Consider the following 14,508-nt stretch of genomic DNA (forward strand, 5'->3'; position numbering starts at 1 on the left):
TATTAATGATTTGGGGAGGTCATGCAATTGAAGGCAAGGTCAATCAGCACACTGCTGCTAGTTCTAGGATTTACACTGTACTTATTCGTTAATGAGCCTCAGTCAGCTTATGCCATGCATATTATGGAAGGGTTTCTGCCGCTGGGTTGGGCTGTTTTCTGGTGGGTAGTCTTTGTGCCCTTTTTCATTTTGGGACTCAGGGCCTTGGTCAAAATAACGAAAGAAACGCCGGAGCTGAAAATTATGCTGGGCCTGGCGGGCGCTTTTACATTTGTTTTGTCGGCACTTAAAATTCCTTCAGTAACGGGAAGCAGCTCGCATCCGACTGGGACGGGTTTGGGCGCGGTTATGTTCGGTCCGTTGCCGATGAGTGTACTCGGTTCTATTGTTTTATTGTTTCAAGCATTACTGCTCGCTCACGGGGGTCTGACTACCCTTGGAGCCAATGCATTTTCTATGGCGGTCGCAGGTCCTATGGTTGGCTACATCGTATATAATTGGATGATGCGGGCATCGGGAAAACAAAAGCTGTCCATATTTATGGCTGCGGCCTTGGCCGATTTGACCACATATGTGGTTACCTCGCTTCAATTGTCTTTGGCGTTTCCTGCGGAGAGCGGCGGCGTCCTGGCATCATTTGTAAAATTCGGGGGAATCTTTGCCATCACCCAAATTCCGTTGGCCATTAGCGAAGGACTTCTCACTGTATTGATTTGGAACTGGTTGCAAGCCTACAGCTCGGAGGAATTTTCCGCTTTGCACCGTAGAATGAAAGGAGTAAAACAATCATGACTAACAGCGTTAAAAATGCACTGATGTTGCTGGCGGTGGTTTTATTGGCGGTCCTTCCATTACTATTGGTGAATGGTGATTTTAGCGGAGCGGATGCTGCCGCCGAACAAATCATCAAGGAGCAGAATCCTTCTTATAAACCATGGTTTTCATCGCTGCTTAATCCTCCCGGTGAAACCGAAAGTATGCTCTTTGCCCTGCAAGCGGCCATTGGTGCGGGTTTCATCGGTTATGCCATCGGATGGTTTAAAGGCAAATCTTCCAGAGCTAAGAAGCAATGATTAAACTTATAGATTCTCTTTCTTACTTGAATAAGCTGCGGTCCGTCTCGCCCTTGTGGAAATGCGGATTCGCAGCCGTTCTGTTTGTGCTCTCTTACTTGTCTCATCCCATCATACAGCTAGTGGTGTTTAGCTGGATTTTTATATGGATTGTGCTGTATGCCCGCATACCGTTTAAATTTTACATACTGCTCATGGGGACTCCTTGTTTATTTTATGCAACCGGCTTACCGGCGATCATGATCGAGCTGCAATCGATCCATGCATCGTCAGCGCTTTCTCCCGTCATCGCGCAATTCTCCTTTATGGGTTGGGCGGCTTTTGTCACCGAGTCGGGCTTGTATAAGGCTGGTCACTTGTTTATGAGAGTTCTTGCCTGTTTATCCTGCCTCACCTTTATGATGCTGACCACTCCCATATCCGAATTGTTTCAAGTTATGAAAAAGCTGCACATGCCCTCTTTGATATTGGAACTGATGCTGATCATGTATCGTTTTTTATTTGTACTTACAGATACGGCTTCCCAGATGTATTCCGCCCAAAAAGCCCGCGGGGGTCAATCAAGGTTCCGCAGCAGACTTAGCGACACGGCCATTCTGATCGTTCGCTTGTTCGGCAAAACGATGCAGAGATATAAAGGGCTTTCGCATGGGTTGTCAGCCAGGGGGTTTACAGATGAAATACGTATGGCTCCTTACCGGTCCAATCCTGTGCCGCCTCGATATAAATGGGAGAGCGGAATAGGTATTGCTTTATTATTGCTTTTAGAATTGTGGATCCGATGGAGGGAAACGACATGAAATCGATAATGGAGGCGCTTGATGTCATCTACAGTTACCCGGGCACCAGCGCAGACGCTCTCCGGGGATTGACGATGAACATACCACAAGGGAAAAAGACCGCGATTTGTGGTCATAACGGGTCCGGAAAGTCTACCTTTTTCCTGCATGCGATCGGCCTCCACCGGCCTGCAGCCGGAACAATAATATGGAAAGATTCACCTCTCTCCTATCGTTCGGAGAACTTAAAAAAGCTACGGCAACAGGTCGGACTTGTATTTCAGGATCCTGAACAGCAACTGATACTCAGTACTCCTTATGAAGATATTTCCTATGGTCTCCGTAACGCCGGGATACCTGAGCAGGAAATCAGCCTGCGTACACACAGTATGCTCGCGGCCATGGGTCTTGGGAATTTGGCGAACACACCGATTCACCACTTGAGTCTCGGTCAAAAAAAACGTGTTGCCCTTGCAGGAGTGCTGGTGCTTGAACCCGAGCTGCTCCTGCTGGATGAACCTACCGCTTATTTGGACCGCTTGTCCGAGCAGCAGTTGATTGAAGAGCTAAACCGGATTCATGACAACGGCATCACCGTCGTGATGGCTACACACGATATGAATTTGGCCTATGCCTGGGCGGATTGGATTCTTGTTATGGACCATGGGAAATGCCTGATGGAAGGCACGCCGGTCGAGGTGTTTAACAGGGAAAACGAGATCGTTTCTCTCGGTCTTGAACTGCCGTTACTATTGGAGATGTGGGGGGCCTTACCCGATTCCTTACGCAGGGGGACAAATCCTCCTCGGAATGTCGCGGAATTTAAACAGCTAATATTTAACGCTATGTCTTTCTGATTGAGCCGACTCTCTGTGCAGCCTCTTGATCGCTGCCTGCGGCTGTTCAGCTAAATCATGCATCCTCCTCCCTGCTAGGGTGATTGTTCATATCTCGCCAGCGCTTTTATGGAGGCCTCAAGCATTCGCCTCTTCAAGTAGCTGCCTTCAATTACGCGTACCCTTTTTCCCAAGAAACGGATTTTGGACAGCAGAAACTCGCTCTCGTCGCTCAGAAAGAACAATCGGATGGAGTATGTTTGCCTCTGGGCATCGTACTCCACTTCTTTCTCCAAGCAGGAGAAAGCGTAGAGAATCCGCGACAGCTCCTTATTGTAAGCCGGTAAAACCTCGACAACGGCTGTTGCTTTGCGTTTCATGCGCATCTGATCGATTGCGGCTAATGCAAGCTCATACTGACCGGGCTGCAGCTCTATGTGAGAGGGGAAGACGGATAGGATTCTGGCCAGCTTGGTGCTCATTAAGCTGCGGTTGCGCAGATGGAACCACAGCAGGTACCACTCGCGTTTCACCATGGAATACTCCAGTTTATAAGGGATGCCAAGCTGCCCCTGATGAACCTGTCCGCCCTTGATGCCATAGGAAATCTGCATGCTGTTTCTGGCTAAAATCATGCTGCGCAGGGAGCGCAGCAGCGGATGATAAACCTGCTTCTCTGAGCTTCGGGCTTTCTCTTCCAAATGCGCTTTCATCTCCATCGCCTGATCCTCCTGCAGAATCGTCTGCAGCTTCAGCAGCGTGTCATCCGAGAAAGCATCACGGGCAGAGGAGTGCTGAAGCATCGTCTTGAGCCATGACCTCTCGTGGGAGGTGACCATGAAGGTGCCGGAATCCTCGAGGCGCGAAATGACCTGATAGCTGAAGATTTTCTCAAATAGATTCATAGTAAGCTGCAATCTCCTTCCATTCTCCGATCATTTCCTCTCGAAGCTGGCGGGGCCCGATAATCTCACAGCTCGATCCGAAGCTGCGCAGCCAAGGCCGGATCTCCGTTATGCCGTTGACGAGAATTTCATAGATAAAGGACTCTTCCTCTTCTTCCACGATAGAACCCCACTGCCCCTGCAGAAGGACACGTTCTCTTACGAAGTTCGGCCCTGACCCGCCTGGATTGAAAAACCGTACACGAACGGTGACGGGGGCTCCCGTATCAATCAGCCAGCTGTACCGAATTTTCCCTTCCAGCGTGTGCAGCCGTTCCAAGAAGAATTCCTCCGTAACCGGCTCATCCGCTTCTTCCATCTGGGTGATGCCTTCCAGCCGATACTTCCTTATGCCTTCGCGGCTGTGCGACAGCAGGTACCATCTGCCATATTGGTGATCATAGACAACCTTAAGAGGAAGCGTCTTGTGCGCGCTGCCTTCCGATTCGCGCTCGAAGAGCGGATTCGTATTCTTGGAGCCGTAGCTTTTACCGGTCTTCGGTGAAAAATAAAGAAAGCTGACTCTGCGGCGATGACGAATCGCAGCCAGCAGGCTGAAGAGATGTGCCTCGTCCAAAATACGGGAATAATAATGATACTTGTAGATAAAAGGCTCTACGGCTTGCCTGCTGATCTCCGGCTCATAGCTGCGAACGATGCTCTTCTTCAGCCCGTCGCGGAGCAGATAGCCTTGGACGGACGGAACCTGCGTGTTGGACATCACATCCACGAAGTCGTACAAGTCCAGCAGTTCACCGGCGGATAACGCCTGTACGAGATCATTCTGAATACGATAGCGGTAAGGGCGAGGTCCAGGCACACGTTTGATAACGCCGACTTCCTCCAGGTACTTAAGATCCGAACGGATCGTTTTCTCATCCGGGAAGAGAGTGGAATCGGCCGCTGCAGGGGCATTGCAGCAGACATCCAGAAGCTCCATAGCCGTTAGCGGTTCCTTATGCAGAGCAGCCAGCAGCAGCGAGAAACGCTGGCTCTCGGATTCCTTGAGCGATTTTGCACGAAACAGAAACAACAGCATCGGATCGGCAGAGTCGTAGTAGTTGAAGCGGATCGCCTCGGCGAATTCCTTTCCCTGCTCCTCGGGCAGCTGCTGGTACATGCTGTTTACGATTTCCTTGAGCTTGCGGATGGTCTTGTCAAAGGTATGCACCGAAATACCGAGCCGGTCCGCAAACTGCTGACGGTTATAGGCTCCGCTGGTCAGCACGAGCATCCGCAGAAACTGAATTTCTTTATCAAAGCTTTCTTTTGCCATGTGAATCCTCCGAAAGTTGAAGCGGTTCCTTCCATTGTAACAGGGGAAACAGCGGGCGAATATGGGAAAGTTTCTCATGAGTCGTCATACTTACGCCATGTTCGTGGAAGAAGAAATAAGCGACAATAAACCAAGAAGCAGGACATGAAGGAGCAGGGTCCCATGAAATCATATACACCGGAGCAAATCATTGAACAGCTGCGCCAAATCGAACAGGAAGAACAAATCAAGATCATCTACGCATGCGAATCCGGCAGCCGGGCGTGGGGGTTTCCATCCAAGGACAGCGATTATGATGTGCGATTCATTTATGTCCGCCAGGCCGACTGGTACCTGTCTATCTTCGAGAAGCGGGATGTCATCGAACGGCCGATCAGCGGCATGCTGGATATAAACGGCTGGGATATTCGAAAAGCCTTGAACCTGTTTCGCAAATCCAATCCGCCGCTGCTGGAGTGGCTGCAGTCGCCGATTGTTTATATGGAGCCATACAGGGTAACGGAAGAAATTCGCCGGTTATCGCCGCTTACCTTCTCGCCAAGATCCTGCATGTATCATTACCTCCACATGGCGAAGGGGAATTACAGGATGTACCTGCAGGGCGATCAGGTGAAAATCAAAAAGTACTTTTATGTGCTGCGCCCCGTTCTAGCCTGCCAATGGATCGAACGCAGCGGTACGATGCCGCCGATCGCATTCGAAACGCTGGTCGAAGCGCTTGTGCCGGCGGGTAGTGAGTTGAGGGCAGCCCTCGAGCAGCTGCTGATCCGCAAGAAGGCTGGCGATGAGTTGGATGATGAGCCTAGAATAACGCTAATTAATGATTTTCTGGAAGAACAAATCGCTTCTTATGAACAGATTGCTCGGGCGATGCCTGCCTCCGGGGAGGATCGGGATCAGCAGCTTGATGCGCTGTTCCGAACTGCGCTGCAGGAGGTTTGGTAGCAGCGGCTTTCGGCGGAGAACGACGGAATAGCTGGTTCAAATCCTATTAAAGCAGGTGCATATCAAATGGCTTACCAAACGATAGAAGGTGTACGCGTCTGGGGAACACCCGACGAAGGCGCGATGTCCCAAGCGATAACATGCGCAGAAACCGGCAATGTCGTGCAGACTTTATTAATGGCTGATCATCACAAAGGCTACAGCCAGCCGATCGGCGGGGTGGTCGTCTACGACGGTCAGCTCTCGCCCTCCGGCGTTGGCTACGACATTGGCTGCGGGAACAAAGCAGTACGGACGAATCTGCGGGCCGATGAGATAAAGCCTCATATTGCCCGAATTATGGAACAAATCGCTCGAAAAATTTCTTTCGGCGTGGGCCGCGTAAATGAGACGAAGGTGGATCATGACCTATTCGATGATCCAGACTGGGCGGTCTATCGAACCATCGGCAAACAAGAGCATGACAAGCTGAAGACGCTGGCCCGGGATCAGCTTGGAACAGTGGGAAGCGGGAATCATTTTGTGGATTTATTTGAAGAAGCGGTTACGGGCCGGATGTGGATTGCGAATCATTTTGGCAGCAGGGGCTTCGGTCATAAGACGGCAAGCGGGTTTCTGAATCTGGCCGCGAGCCGGGCATTTCTCGGCAATGCTCCAGGCGAGAAAATGGATCAGCCGCCCGTACTGCTGGACATCGACAGCGAGCTTGGAGATATGTATTACCGAGCGATGCGTATTGCAGGGCGTTACGCTTACGCAGGCCGGGATTACGTGATGGATCAGGTGCTGGATATACTCGGAGCGAAAGCGGATTTCGAGGTGCATAACCACCATAATTTTGCTTGGAAAGAGAAGCATGACGGGAGAGATAGAATCGTTGTGCGTAAAGGAGCTACGCCATCAGCGCCAGGTCAATGGGGCTTCATCGGCGGCAGTATGGGAGATATCTCCGTTATTGTGAAGGGGAAGGATTCCGAGGAGAACCGCGATTCCTTCTACAGCACCGTTCATGGAGCGGGCAGAATCATGAGCCGAACGCAAGCGGCGGGCAGAATGAACTGGAAAACGCGTGAACGCAGCGGCGGCCAAATCACGGCGGCACAAATGCAAAGCGCTATCCGCGCTTATGGCGTCGAGCTCCGCGGAGCCGGAACCGACGAAAGTCCATTCGTCTACCGGAAGCTGCAGGATGTGCTGAACGCGCATGCGGAGACGATCGAGGTGATGCATGTGCTCAGGCCGATCGGCGTCTGCATGGCAGGGGCGGATGAGTTTGATCCGTACAAGGATTAGGGGAGGAGGTTGTTGTCCGCAGCTGCTTCCACTGCGAAATACATTCCCGCCAACAACAAGAAGACCGCCTGAGCACATTGCGCTCCGGCGGTCTTCTTCGAATTCTATGGAACAGCTGCAAAATAACCGCTATTCTTTCAGATCGATCAGCTTGACTGCCCCGCCAGAGCGCGCTGACAGATTGGAAGCCTCCATCAGCCGGGTCAAATCGAGCGCCAGATCAATATTCTGAGCGCTCTGGTTGACCCGAAAGCCGCTCTGGATATGCGTCACCCACTGCTCGAACGTCGTGGGCAGCGCTGCAGGAAGCGGCCATTCCATAACAGGATCGGCGCCATTCGCTGAGCTTGCGACGATGACCTTGCGGCTGTGAGCCGAATAATGCAGGCTGCCCTCAGTTCCATGCACTTCAAGCGTGAACGGCGAGAACGGGTTCACAAATCCCGCTTCGACAATACCCAGCGCACCGTCAGGATAACGGAGCACAGCTGCCGCATTGTCCTCCACTTCCCGGCCGGTAACATAGCCATAGCTTGCGCTGACGCTCTCCGGCATGCCGAGCAGCAGTCGCGTCAAATACATCGGATGGCATCCGAGGTCGATCATCGCTCCGCCCGCGCACTGCTCCAGGCTGTAGAAATATGCCGGCAGCCCGCTCTCCGAAAGCGCACCCTTATGCGCCAGTCTCATGCGAGCCTGCGTCAGCTTGCCGAGCAGTCCCTTGCCGATAATCTCCTGCGCAGCCTGGGCGAAAGGAGTATTTAGCCTGGGCAGGGACACCGTGAGTATGACCCTGGCGGCCCGAGCGGCCGCCACAATTTCGTTGCACTCGCGGATTGTAGGGGCGAGCACCTTTTCTGTGAAAATATGCTTGCCTGCATTTGCCGCCGCCACCATGATGTCGCGGTGCATCGTGGTTGGCGCGGATACAATTACCGCATCGATGCCCGGCTCAGCCAGCAGCTCCGCCAGATTATCGTAAAAGGGAACTTGACGCGTTTGCGCCTGCATACGGCCCCGCACCGGATTCTCATCCCATAGAGCTGTGATAGCCACATCCGGGTGCTGCTCCGCCTGCAGTGCATAATCCTTGGCATGGACATGCCAAAAGCTCAATATCGCGGTGTTGATCATGGCTTGGTAACCCTCCCGTTCGTCCGTTTCAGTCAAAATAGACAGCTTCTCCGGTGCGGTTCGATTCATAAATCGCCTCAATAATTTCGGACACGACGCAGGCCTGCTCCGGTGTGGTCAACGGCTCCGTATCATGGATGACAGCTTCGATCCAAAGACGGATTTCTTTGTCGTGCATGCTTTCCTTACGGCCCTCGAAGAAATCCGCGCCCTTGATGTTGAATTGGATGTCGCTCTCGTACAGCCGTCCGTACTTCTCTCCATTAATCCGCAGCGTCTCCTTCACATCCGCGCCGCCCTCGGTGCCGCACAACGTATAAATGGCTTCCCGCGTATCGAGCATATTGAGCGCCCAGCTCGATTCCAGCATCAACGTCGCGCCATTCTTCATCACGATCATCCCGAACGCCGAGTCCTCCACCGTGAATTTCTCGGGATCCCAAGGGCCGGCGGCATTGGCAGCTTGCTTCCGCTGCGACAGCTTGTGATGGGCCGAGCCCAGCACGACGCGCGGCTCATAATTGTTCATCAGCCACAGCGTCAGATCAAGCGCATGCGTACCGATGTCGATAAGCGGCCCTCCGCCCTGCTTGTCCTTGTCCAGAAACACGCCCCAGGTCGGTACGCCGCGCCTGCGCAGGGCATGAGCCTTGGCAAAATAAATATCGCCCAGTTCGCCGTTCTCGCACATTTTCTTCATGAACAGGCTGTCCGGACGGAAGCGATTGTTATAGCCGATCGTCAGCTTCCTTCCAGTACGCCGGGCCGCTTCCACCATGCGGCGGGCATCTGCTGCAGTCTTCGCCATCGGCTTCTCGCACATGACGTGCTTACCCGCCTCCAGCGCCGCAATTGACACCTCGGCATGGGCGTCATTGGGGGTGCAAACATGAATGACATCGATGGAAGAATCCTGCAGGAGCTCCCGGTAGTCAACGTATACCTTCGCTCCAAGAGCGCCGAATTTATCCGCAGCCTGCCGGGCCCGTTCGGGCACAATATCGCTGAACGCGCACAGCTCTACCTGTTCCAGCTTACTGAGTGAGGGCAAGTGCTTGCCGGAAGCGATCGACCCGCAGCCGATCACGCCTACCTTAACTTTCTCCATTATCGATTGACACCTCCAAGCTGCTGTCTGATCTCCGCCAGTCTGTCTTTAATGCGAAGCGGCACTTCCGCATGCAGCTCCGGCCAGGTGACGTACAATGAAGGATCGATGCGATACTCCGTAAATTCCATAGAGGGCTTGAACCGGAGCGTCTTCAAATATAGCTCCACCAGCCGGTTCGTCTCGTCATCAGTCGAATAGACGCCATCGAACGGACCGGTTATAAGCAGTCCGCGCCTTCCGGCATTTTCGTCCGTGCAGGTCATCAGGTCGGGCAGCAGGTAGAACATGTCGGCCTGAGGCAGAAAGGCGTGCTTGCCGGGCTGGGAGTACAGCTTGACATGGGTGCCATCCACCAAATTGCTGCGGTCCCTGAGCAGCCCTTTGAAATGTCTGCCGTGAAAGCTGGCGTCGCAGTCCACAACCTCGCCGTCATGCCCGACATAGACCCATACATGCTCCAGCTCGTAGAGATGCTGAATATCGTAATCCCAATAGATGGCATATTCGATTAGATATTTAACCCGGGGGTCCTCAAATTCGAAACTTCTGCGCGTCGAAGGAGAGGGTCCCGCCTCCTCCAGCACGGTAACGCCTACGCGGACAGGGAAGAAAGGCTCGTTGTTGTCAAAATAAATATAAGGAGCATATTTGGAAATCCATTCGTGATTCATCGCAATCGTTCATCCTTCCAGGAGAGCTGTTTTTTGGGTGATAAGGGTGTGGCTTCGTTCGATGTCCTCAGGCAGGCACTGTGCTTTCAATTCATACACCTTGATCGGCGCTTGCCTGATGACGCCGAGGAAATGGTCGAAATAAACATCGTCCTGGCTGTGAACATACGGGCACCAGTGATCCGACAGTCCGATCGTCTCGTGAATGTGCACGCCGACGATATAAGGGCTGACCTCCCGCAGGTCGCGCAAATTATCGTACAGGCCCATCCGGTCCATCATCATGGCGTGTCCGATGTCGTACCAGAGCCCGACCGGACTGCCCTTCAGGCTCTTAATGAGCGAACCTGCTTCCTGCAAAGTCGGGATCTGATAGCAGCGGGCGCGCGTCTCAATGCCGATGGCAACGCGGTAGCCTTTTCTGGCGACAAATTCGGAAACCTCCTCCAGGCTATGCCGGATGCGCTCCAGGAACTGCGGGCTCAACCTCTCCCGCCGCTCAGACATCTCCCGCCACAGCGCGAGGTATTCCTTCGATTCCCTGCCCTTGACGCGATAAATCTGCTTCAGCTGCGAATCGATGTTGTCCGTAAACGGAACTTCGCCGGGATGGACAACTACCGCCCCCGCTCCGTAACGGTCGGCATATTCGATGGACTGCTTCAACAGTTCCACAGCCCGCCCGCGCCGCGCCTCATCCTCGTAGCCAAGCATGACGGAATCCGTGTCGAAGTCCGTGTCGCCGATAAACGGAAACGCATGATGCACACTGGATACGCGGACTTCGCCGCTGTCAATCATCGGCTCGATCGTGTCCAGATGCTCGCGCGTTACATTGTAATTCAGCTCTACGCTGCCAAACCCGAGGCCCATGATCTCTTCGATCATGGCCCGTCCGTCCCGGTGCTTCTTGATGTTCCAGCAGGTAGAGAAGGAATATTCGCCCTTGTCCTTGCCCTTGTTCATCTTTATCCTCTACTCCTTCACCGATCCCAGCATAACGCCCGAGATAAAATATTTCTGCAGCCACGGATATACGATCAGAATCGGCACCGTTGCGAACATAATGCTCGCCGCCTTGATGCTCTCCGGCATAATCGAGACAAGCTGGTCGCCCTGAACCGACAGCGGATCATTGGTCATACTGTTCACGATGATCTGATACAGCTTGAGCTGAATCGGGTACAGCTCGGGCTTGGTAATATACATAAGCGCATCCATAAAGCCGTTCCAGCGTCCAACGGCATAGAAGAGACTAAGCGTGGCAAGCGCCGGCATAGACAGCGGCAAAATAATTTGCCAAAGCGTTCGAAAATGGCTGCTTCCGTCCATCTCGGCGGCCTCCGACAAGCTGCCGGGTAGCGATCGGATGAACGAAATGAGAATGATCAGGAAGAACGGATTCATCATGGTCGGCAGTATTAACGAGCCGATATTATTCGTCAGATGCAGACCCCTGATCAGCAAATAATCGGGAATCGCGCCGCCGCTGAAAAACATCGTGAACAAAATCAGCAGCATGAAAATTTTCCTGCCCCGGAGGCGCTTCGACAGCGGATAAGCGGCTGCGATCGTCATCAGCATGGCCAGACAGGTATAGCTTGCCGTCATCGCCAGTGTCAGCAGCAATGACCGGAGCATCGTATTGTCCTGAAACACTTTACGGTACGCTTCCACATTGATGCCCCGCGGAAACACGGTCACCTCACCCGACAGAATAGCTCTGTTCGAGCTGAGCGATACAGAAGCGATATGAAATAGGGGGGCGAGGCACAGGATCACCAGCACAACGATCAGGATCACGTTGATGAACTCGAAGGGATTGCCTCTTCGTGCAGCCATCTGTCGACTGTTCTCAGTCATCGGTTAGAGTACTCCGTTTTCGGTTATTTTTTTGGCGATATAGTTTGCTCCCAGCAGCAGCACAATGCCGACCGCAGCCTGAAACAGACCGACGGCGGTCGCAAGGGAGAATTGCGACGTCTGTATCCCTGTTTTGTATACAAAGGTGCTGATCACTTCCGAGAAATCGCGGACGCTCACATTGCCGATCACATACGGCCGGTCAAAGCCGATCTGGACGATTTCCCCGATCTTGAGAATGAGCAGGACGATGATTGTCGGCTGAATGCCCGGAAGCGTCACCGACCACATCCTGCGCATCCGGCCAGCCCCATCGACGGCGGCAGCTTCGTACAGTTCGGTATTAACGCCGGTGATGGCGGCCAGATAGATAATCGTCCCCCAGCCCGCGCTCTGCCAGACTCCGACAGTCAGATACGTGATGAGCCAGTTATACTTGTCCGTCAGGAACGGAATCGGATCGATGCCGAGATGGCCGAGCAGCAGATTGATGATGCCCGTATTCGTCGCGAACACCTGATACATGATACCTCCGATAATGACCCAGGATAGAAAATGGGGCAGATACAATGCCGTTTGTGCGAGCTTCTTGAACCGATTCCCGCTCAGCTCGTTGAGCAGCAGCGCAAGCACGATCGGAGCGGGAAAGGATACGAGCAGGTCCAGTATGTTGAGCATGAAAGTATTTCTCAGCGCATCATAGAAGCCGCTCATCCCGAACACTTCCCGGAACACGTCCAGCCCGACCCAGGGACTGCCGGAAACGCCTTTGAACAGATTGTAGTCTTGAAAGGCGATTAGAATGCCGTACATCGGACCGTACTTGAAGATCAGGAAATAGGAGAGCGGCAGGATCAGCAGGGCATATAGCTGCCAGTTACGGTAGAAATAAAGTCCTTTGTTGTTCAAGCTTGCTCACTCCCATGCTTTTGTCTTTGAACGCTCCAGCTGTTATTTCTTCATGGCTTGATAGGCTTCCGTGCGTTCCTTCACAATGGCGTCGCCGCCGCTTGCCATATAATCCTTTAGCAGATCGTCATACGTTTTGCTGAAGGCTTCCGGCTTTGCCATGACACTCTTGACGATGATTTCTTCATATTTGTCCTGCAGCGTAGGGATATATTTGTTCTCGGCTTCGATCGGTGTCGTAAAGTTCGCATAACGGATCGTATCGGTCAGCGACATCTTGTAGGCATCCTTTACATATTGCTGGAATTCCTCGGGCACTGACGCGGCTGCAGCTGCCCAATTCTTCTCGTTACTGCCGAAATCCGCCCCTTGTGTAATCATCGTAATATCGCCGGAATTGTACATCCGCTTGCTTGTCGCATCGGACTCGATGCGGATCGGAACACCGTCCGCGAGCTTATAGTCCTCTCCTTCGACGCCGTTCATCAGCGTAAACAGAACCTCCGGCTGCGCCATCCAGTCCAGATATTTGATCGCTTCCGCACCTCGCTTGCTCGAAGCCGGAACCATCAGATAGAAGCCTGTCGGATCATACTCCGGTTTGAGATGCTTACCGGCATTGTTCGTATACGGATCAACGGGAACAAGCTTGGCGCCGGAGACGTTCTGGGTCAGCACCTTGGCAATGCCCGGGGTTGCGTTGTAGCTGTTGCCCAGATTGTCGCTGTACATGCCGACTTTTCCCGTCATGACATCCTGGAAGACCTGCTTTTCATCCTTGTCCAGAGCGAAGTCCGGGCTCATGAGACCCTCGTTATATAATTTGTTCAGAAACTGAACCGCATCTTTGTGACCCGGGAGCAGAAGCGGGTAGCCCATACTCTCCGACAGGGTGTACCGCTGCTCATCCGTAAGGCCGTCATGAATGAAAGACCACACGATGGGTTCGATGGATGCCGGCGTCAGCGAGAAACCAAGCGGAATGACCTTGCCGCCCGTCTGTCCGGGATCCTTCTCCTTGAATGCCTTCAAGGCCTGGTAGACCTCGTCCGTCGTTTGCGGCATCGGCAGACCCAACTTGTCCAGCCAGTCCAGGCGGATCAGATTCTCATATTTGCCCGTATTGACGCGCCGTCCGGGAATCGAATATTGAACGCCGTCCACCTTGCCGCGTTCAAGCGTGGGAGCCAGATACTTCTTCAAATTCGGGCCATACTGATCGATGAGCTCATCCAGCGCCAGCAGCCCTCCATCCTTGGCGTAGCCGTAGGAGGTAAGAACATTCGTGTTGGCAAATACGATATCCGGGGCATCTCCGCTGGACATCATGACATTGACTTTGTCGGTGGCGTCGGTGCGCGGGATCGGTACGAATTCTACTTTAATGTTGTTCGGGTCGCCGAAATTCTTCTGAACATGATCGGTCCAGTAATTGTCGGTAACCGTAACCCCTGCCGGCGAATTGCCTCTGTCGAAAATACCAACCTTCAGGGTAACCTGCTCCGTCTTCGCCGCAGTGCCACCCGTCGAAGCTGCGGAGCTGCCTGCCTCATTCCCGCCCTGCGAGCATCCCGCCAGCAGTAAGGCCGCCAGTATCATACTCAACGCTTTCCTTCTCATAAAACACCTCGCTGATATTTTTTGAACTGCAACTCAAGTTATAGCGCTTCTCAA

Annotated in this window: 15 protein-coding genes; 6 read left to right on the top strand and 9 right to left on the bottom strand. The window is 53.1% G+C overall.

The features are described 5' to 3' along the window. Positions 1 to 21 precede the first annotated feature (21 nt). The 4 genes from ACFPYJ_RS09010 to ACFPYJ_RS09025 are packed head-to-tail and all read left to right on the top strand — an operon-like array spanning position 22 to position 2,709. A complete protein-coding gene (locus tag ACFPYJ_RS09010) occupies positions 22 to 792 on the top strand; it encodes an energy-coupling factor ABC transporter permease (RefSeq protein WP_379187775.1) in 771 nt (256 codons plus the stop codon). Further along, a complete protein-coding gene (locus ACFPYJ_RS09015; protein ID WP_379187776.1) occupies positions 789 to 1,073 on the top strand; it encodes an energy-coupling factor ABC transporter substrate-binding protein in 285 nt (94 codons plus the stop codon). Before ACFPYJ_RS09010 ends, ACFPYJ_RS09015 begins: the two co-directional genes overlap by 4 nt. Then, on the top strand, positions 1,070 to 1,873 hold the full coding sequence (gene cbiQ / locus ACFPYJ_RS09020; RefSeq protein ID WP_379187777.1) for a cobalt ECF transporter T component CbiQ: 804 nt from the start codon (positions 1,070 to 1,072) through the stop codon (positions 1,871 to 1,873). The genes ACFPYJ_RS09015 and cbiQ overlap by 4 nt, the downstream gene beginning before the upstream one ends. Next, positions 1,870 to 2,709 (top strand): energy-coupling factor ABC transporter ATP-binding protein, encoded by an 840-nt coding sequence (locus ACFPYJ_RS09025; protein WP_379187778.1) that lies wholly within the window; start codon positions 1,870 to 1,872, stop codon positions 2,707 to 2,709. Before cbiQ ends, ACFPYJ_RS09025 begins: the two co-directional genes overlap by 4 nt. A 74-nt stretch (positions 2,710 to 2,783) precedes the next feature. Here the strand turns inward: ACFPYJ_RS09025 and ACFPYJ_RS09030 are convergent, their stop codons facing one another. Continuing rightward, positions 2,784 to 3,593, bottom strand: coding sequence for a WYL domain-containing protein (locus tag ACFPYJ_RS09030; RefSeq protein WP_379187779.1), 810 nt, complete (start codon positions 3,591 to 3,593; stop codon positions 2,784 to 2,786). Further along, a complete protein-coding gene (locus tag ACFPYJ_RS09035; protein ID WP_379187780.1) occupies positions 3,580 to 4,908 on the bottom strand; it encodes a helix-turn-helix transcriptional regulator in 1,329 nt (442 codons plus the stop codon). The genes ACFPYJ_RS09030 and ACFPYJ_RS09035 overlap by 14 nt, the downstream gene beginning before the upstream one ends. Positions 4,909 to 5,070: 162 nt before the next feature. On the opposite strand from ACFPYJ_RS09035, the gene ACFPYJ_RS09040 reads away from it, so the two are divergent. Beyond that, positions 5,071 to 5,853 carry a nucleotidyltransferase domain-containing protein gene (locus tag ACFPYJ_RS09040; RefSeq protein WP_379187781.1) on the top strand — a complete coding sequence of 261 codons (783 nt, stop codon included), beginning with the start codon at positions 5,071 to 5,073 and terminating at the stop codon, positions 5,851 to 5,853. Between the two features lie 66 nt (positions 5,854 to 5,919). Beyond that, positions 5,920 to 7,146, top strand: a complete 1,227-nt coding sequence (locus ACFPYJ_RS09045) for an RtcB family protein (RefSeq protein WP_379187782.1) — start codon at positions 5,920 to 5,922, stop codon at positions 7,144 to 7,146. Positions 7,147 to 7,275: 129 nt separating this feature from the next. Here the strand turns inward: ACFPYJ_RS09045 and ACFPYJ_RS09050 are convergent, their stop codons facing one another. The 7 genes from ACFPYJ_RS09050 to ACFPYJ_RS09080 are packed head-to-tail and all read right to left on the bottom strand — an operon-like array spanning position 7,276 to position 14,433. Further along, positions 7,276 to 8,280 (bottom strand): Gfo/Idh/MocA family protein, encoded by a 1,005-nt coding sequence (locus ACFPYJ_RS09050; protein ID WP_379187942.1) that lies wholly within the window; start codon positions 8,278 to 8,280, stop codon positions 7,276 to 7,278. Between the two features lie 28 nt (positions 8,281 to 8,308). Next, on the bottom strand, positions 8,309 to 9,388 hold the full coding sequence (locus ACFPYJ_RS09055; protein WP_379187783.1) for a Gfo/Idh/MocA family protein: 1,080 nt from the start codon (positions 9,386 to 9,388) through the stop codon (positions 8,309 to 8,311). After that, the gene (locus tag ACFPYJ_RS09060) at positions 9,388 to 10,062 is read right to left on the bottom strand and encodes a hypothetical protein (protein WP_379187784.1); all 675 of its coding nucleotides are present in this window, start codon (positions 10,060 to 10,062) and stop codon (positions 9,388 to 9,390) included. The genes ACFPYJ_RS09055 and ACFPYJ_RS09060 overlap by 1 nt, the downstream gene beginning before the upstream one ends. Before the next feature lie 9 nt (positions 10,063 to 10,071). Next, positions 10,072 to 11,028: a sugar phosphate isomerase/epimerase family protein gene (locus ACFPYJ_RS09065; RefSeq protein WP_379187785.1), complete on the bottom strand. Its 957-nt coding sequence runs from the start codon at positions 11,026 to 11,028 to the stop codon at positions 10,072 to 10,074. Positions 11,029 to 11,037: 9 nt separating this feature from the next. Next, positions 11,038 to 11,904 carry a carbohydrate ABC transporter permease gene (locus ACFPYJ_RS09070; RefSeq protein WP_379187944.1) on the bottom strand — a complete coding sequence of 289 codons (867 nt, stop codon included), beginning with the start codon at positions 11,902 to 11,904 and terminating at the stop codon, positions 11,038 to 11,040. A gap of 24 nt (positions 11,905 to 11,928) precedes the next feature. Beyond that, positions 11,929 to 12,834 (bottom strand): ABC transporter permease, encoded by a 906-nt coding sequence (locus ACFPYJ_RS09075; protein WP_379187786.1) that lies wholly within the window; start codon positions 12,832 to 12,834, stop codon positions 11,929 to 11,931. A gap of 42 nt (positions 12,835 to 12,876) precedes the next feature. After that, complete coding sequence (locus tag ACFPYJ_RS09080; protein WP_379187945.1) at positions 12,877 to 14,433, bottom strand: extracellular solute-binding protein; 1,557 nt, start codon at positions 14,431 to 14,433, stop codon at positions 12,877 to 12,879. Between the last annotated feature and the right edge of the window lie 75 nt (positions 14,434 to 14,508).

The organism is Paenibacillus solisilvae (genome assembly GCF_042656405.1).
In the GTDB taxonomy this organism is placed as follows: Bacteria; Bacillota; Bacilli; order Paenibacillales; family Paenibacillaceae; genus Paenibacillus_Z; species Paenibacillus_Z solisilvae.

Coding starts and splice junctions, on each gene's coding strand:
- ACFPYJ_RS09055 (WP_379187783.1), bottom strand. CDS start 9,388: ATGGAGAAAGTTAAGGTAGGCGTGATCGGCTGCGGGTCGATCGCTTCC.
- cbiQ (WP_379187777.1), top strand. CDS start 1,070: ATGATTAAACTTATAGATTCTCTTTCTTACTTGAATAAGCTGCGGTCC.
- ACFPYJ_RS09035 (WP_379187780.1), bottom strand. CDS start 4,908: ATGGCAAAAGAAAGCTTTGATAAAGAAATTCAGTTTCTGCGGATGCTC.
- ACFPYJ_RS09010 (WP_379187775.1), top strand. CDS start 22: ATGCAATTGAAGGCAAGGTCAATCAGCACACTGCTGCTAGTTCTAGGA.
- ACFPYJ_RS09015 (WP_379187776.1), top strand. CDS start 789: ATGACTAACAGCGTTAAAAATGCACTGATGTTGCTGGCGGTGGTTTTA.
- ACFPYJ_RS09025 (WP_379187778.1), top strand. CDS start 1,870: ATGAAATCGATAATGGAGGCGCTTGATGTCATCTACAGTTACCCGGGC.
- ACFPYJ_RS09080 (WP_379187945.1), bottom strand. CDS start 14,433: ATGATACTGGCGGCCTTACTGCTGGCGGGATGCTCGCAGGGCGGGAAT.
- ACFPYJ_RS09070 (WP_379187944.1), bottom strand. CDS start 11,904: ATGGCTGCACGAAGAGGCAATCCCTTCGAGTTCATCAACGTGATCCTG.
- ACFPYJ_RS09060 (WP_379187784.1), bottom strand. CDS start 10,062: ATGAATCACGAATGGATTTCCAAATATGCTCCTTATATTTATTTTGAC.
- ACFPYJ_RS09045 (WP_379187782.1), top strand. CDS start 5,920: ATGGCTTACCAAACGATAGAAGGTGTACGCGTCTGGGGAACACCCGAC.
- ACFPYJ_RS09065 (WP_379187785.1), bottom strand. CDS start 11,028: ATGAACAAGGGCAAGGACAAGGGCGAATATTCCTTCTCTACCTGCTGG.
- ACFPYJ_RS09030 (WP_379187779.1), bottom strand. CDS start 3,593: ATGAATCTATTTGAGAAAATCTTCAGCTATCAGGTCATTTCGCGCCTC.
- ACFPYJ_RS09040 (WP_379187781.1), top strand. CDS start 5,071: ATGAAATCATATACACCGGAGCAAATCATTGAACAGCTGCGCCAAATC.
- ACFPYJ_RS09050 (WP_379187942.1), bottom strand. CDS start 8,280: ATGATCAACACCGCGATATTGAGCTTTTGGCATGTCCATGCCAAGGAT.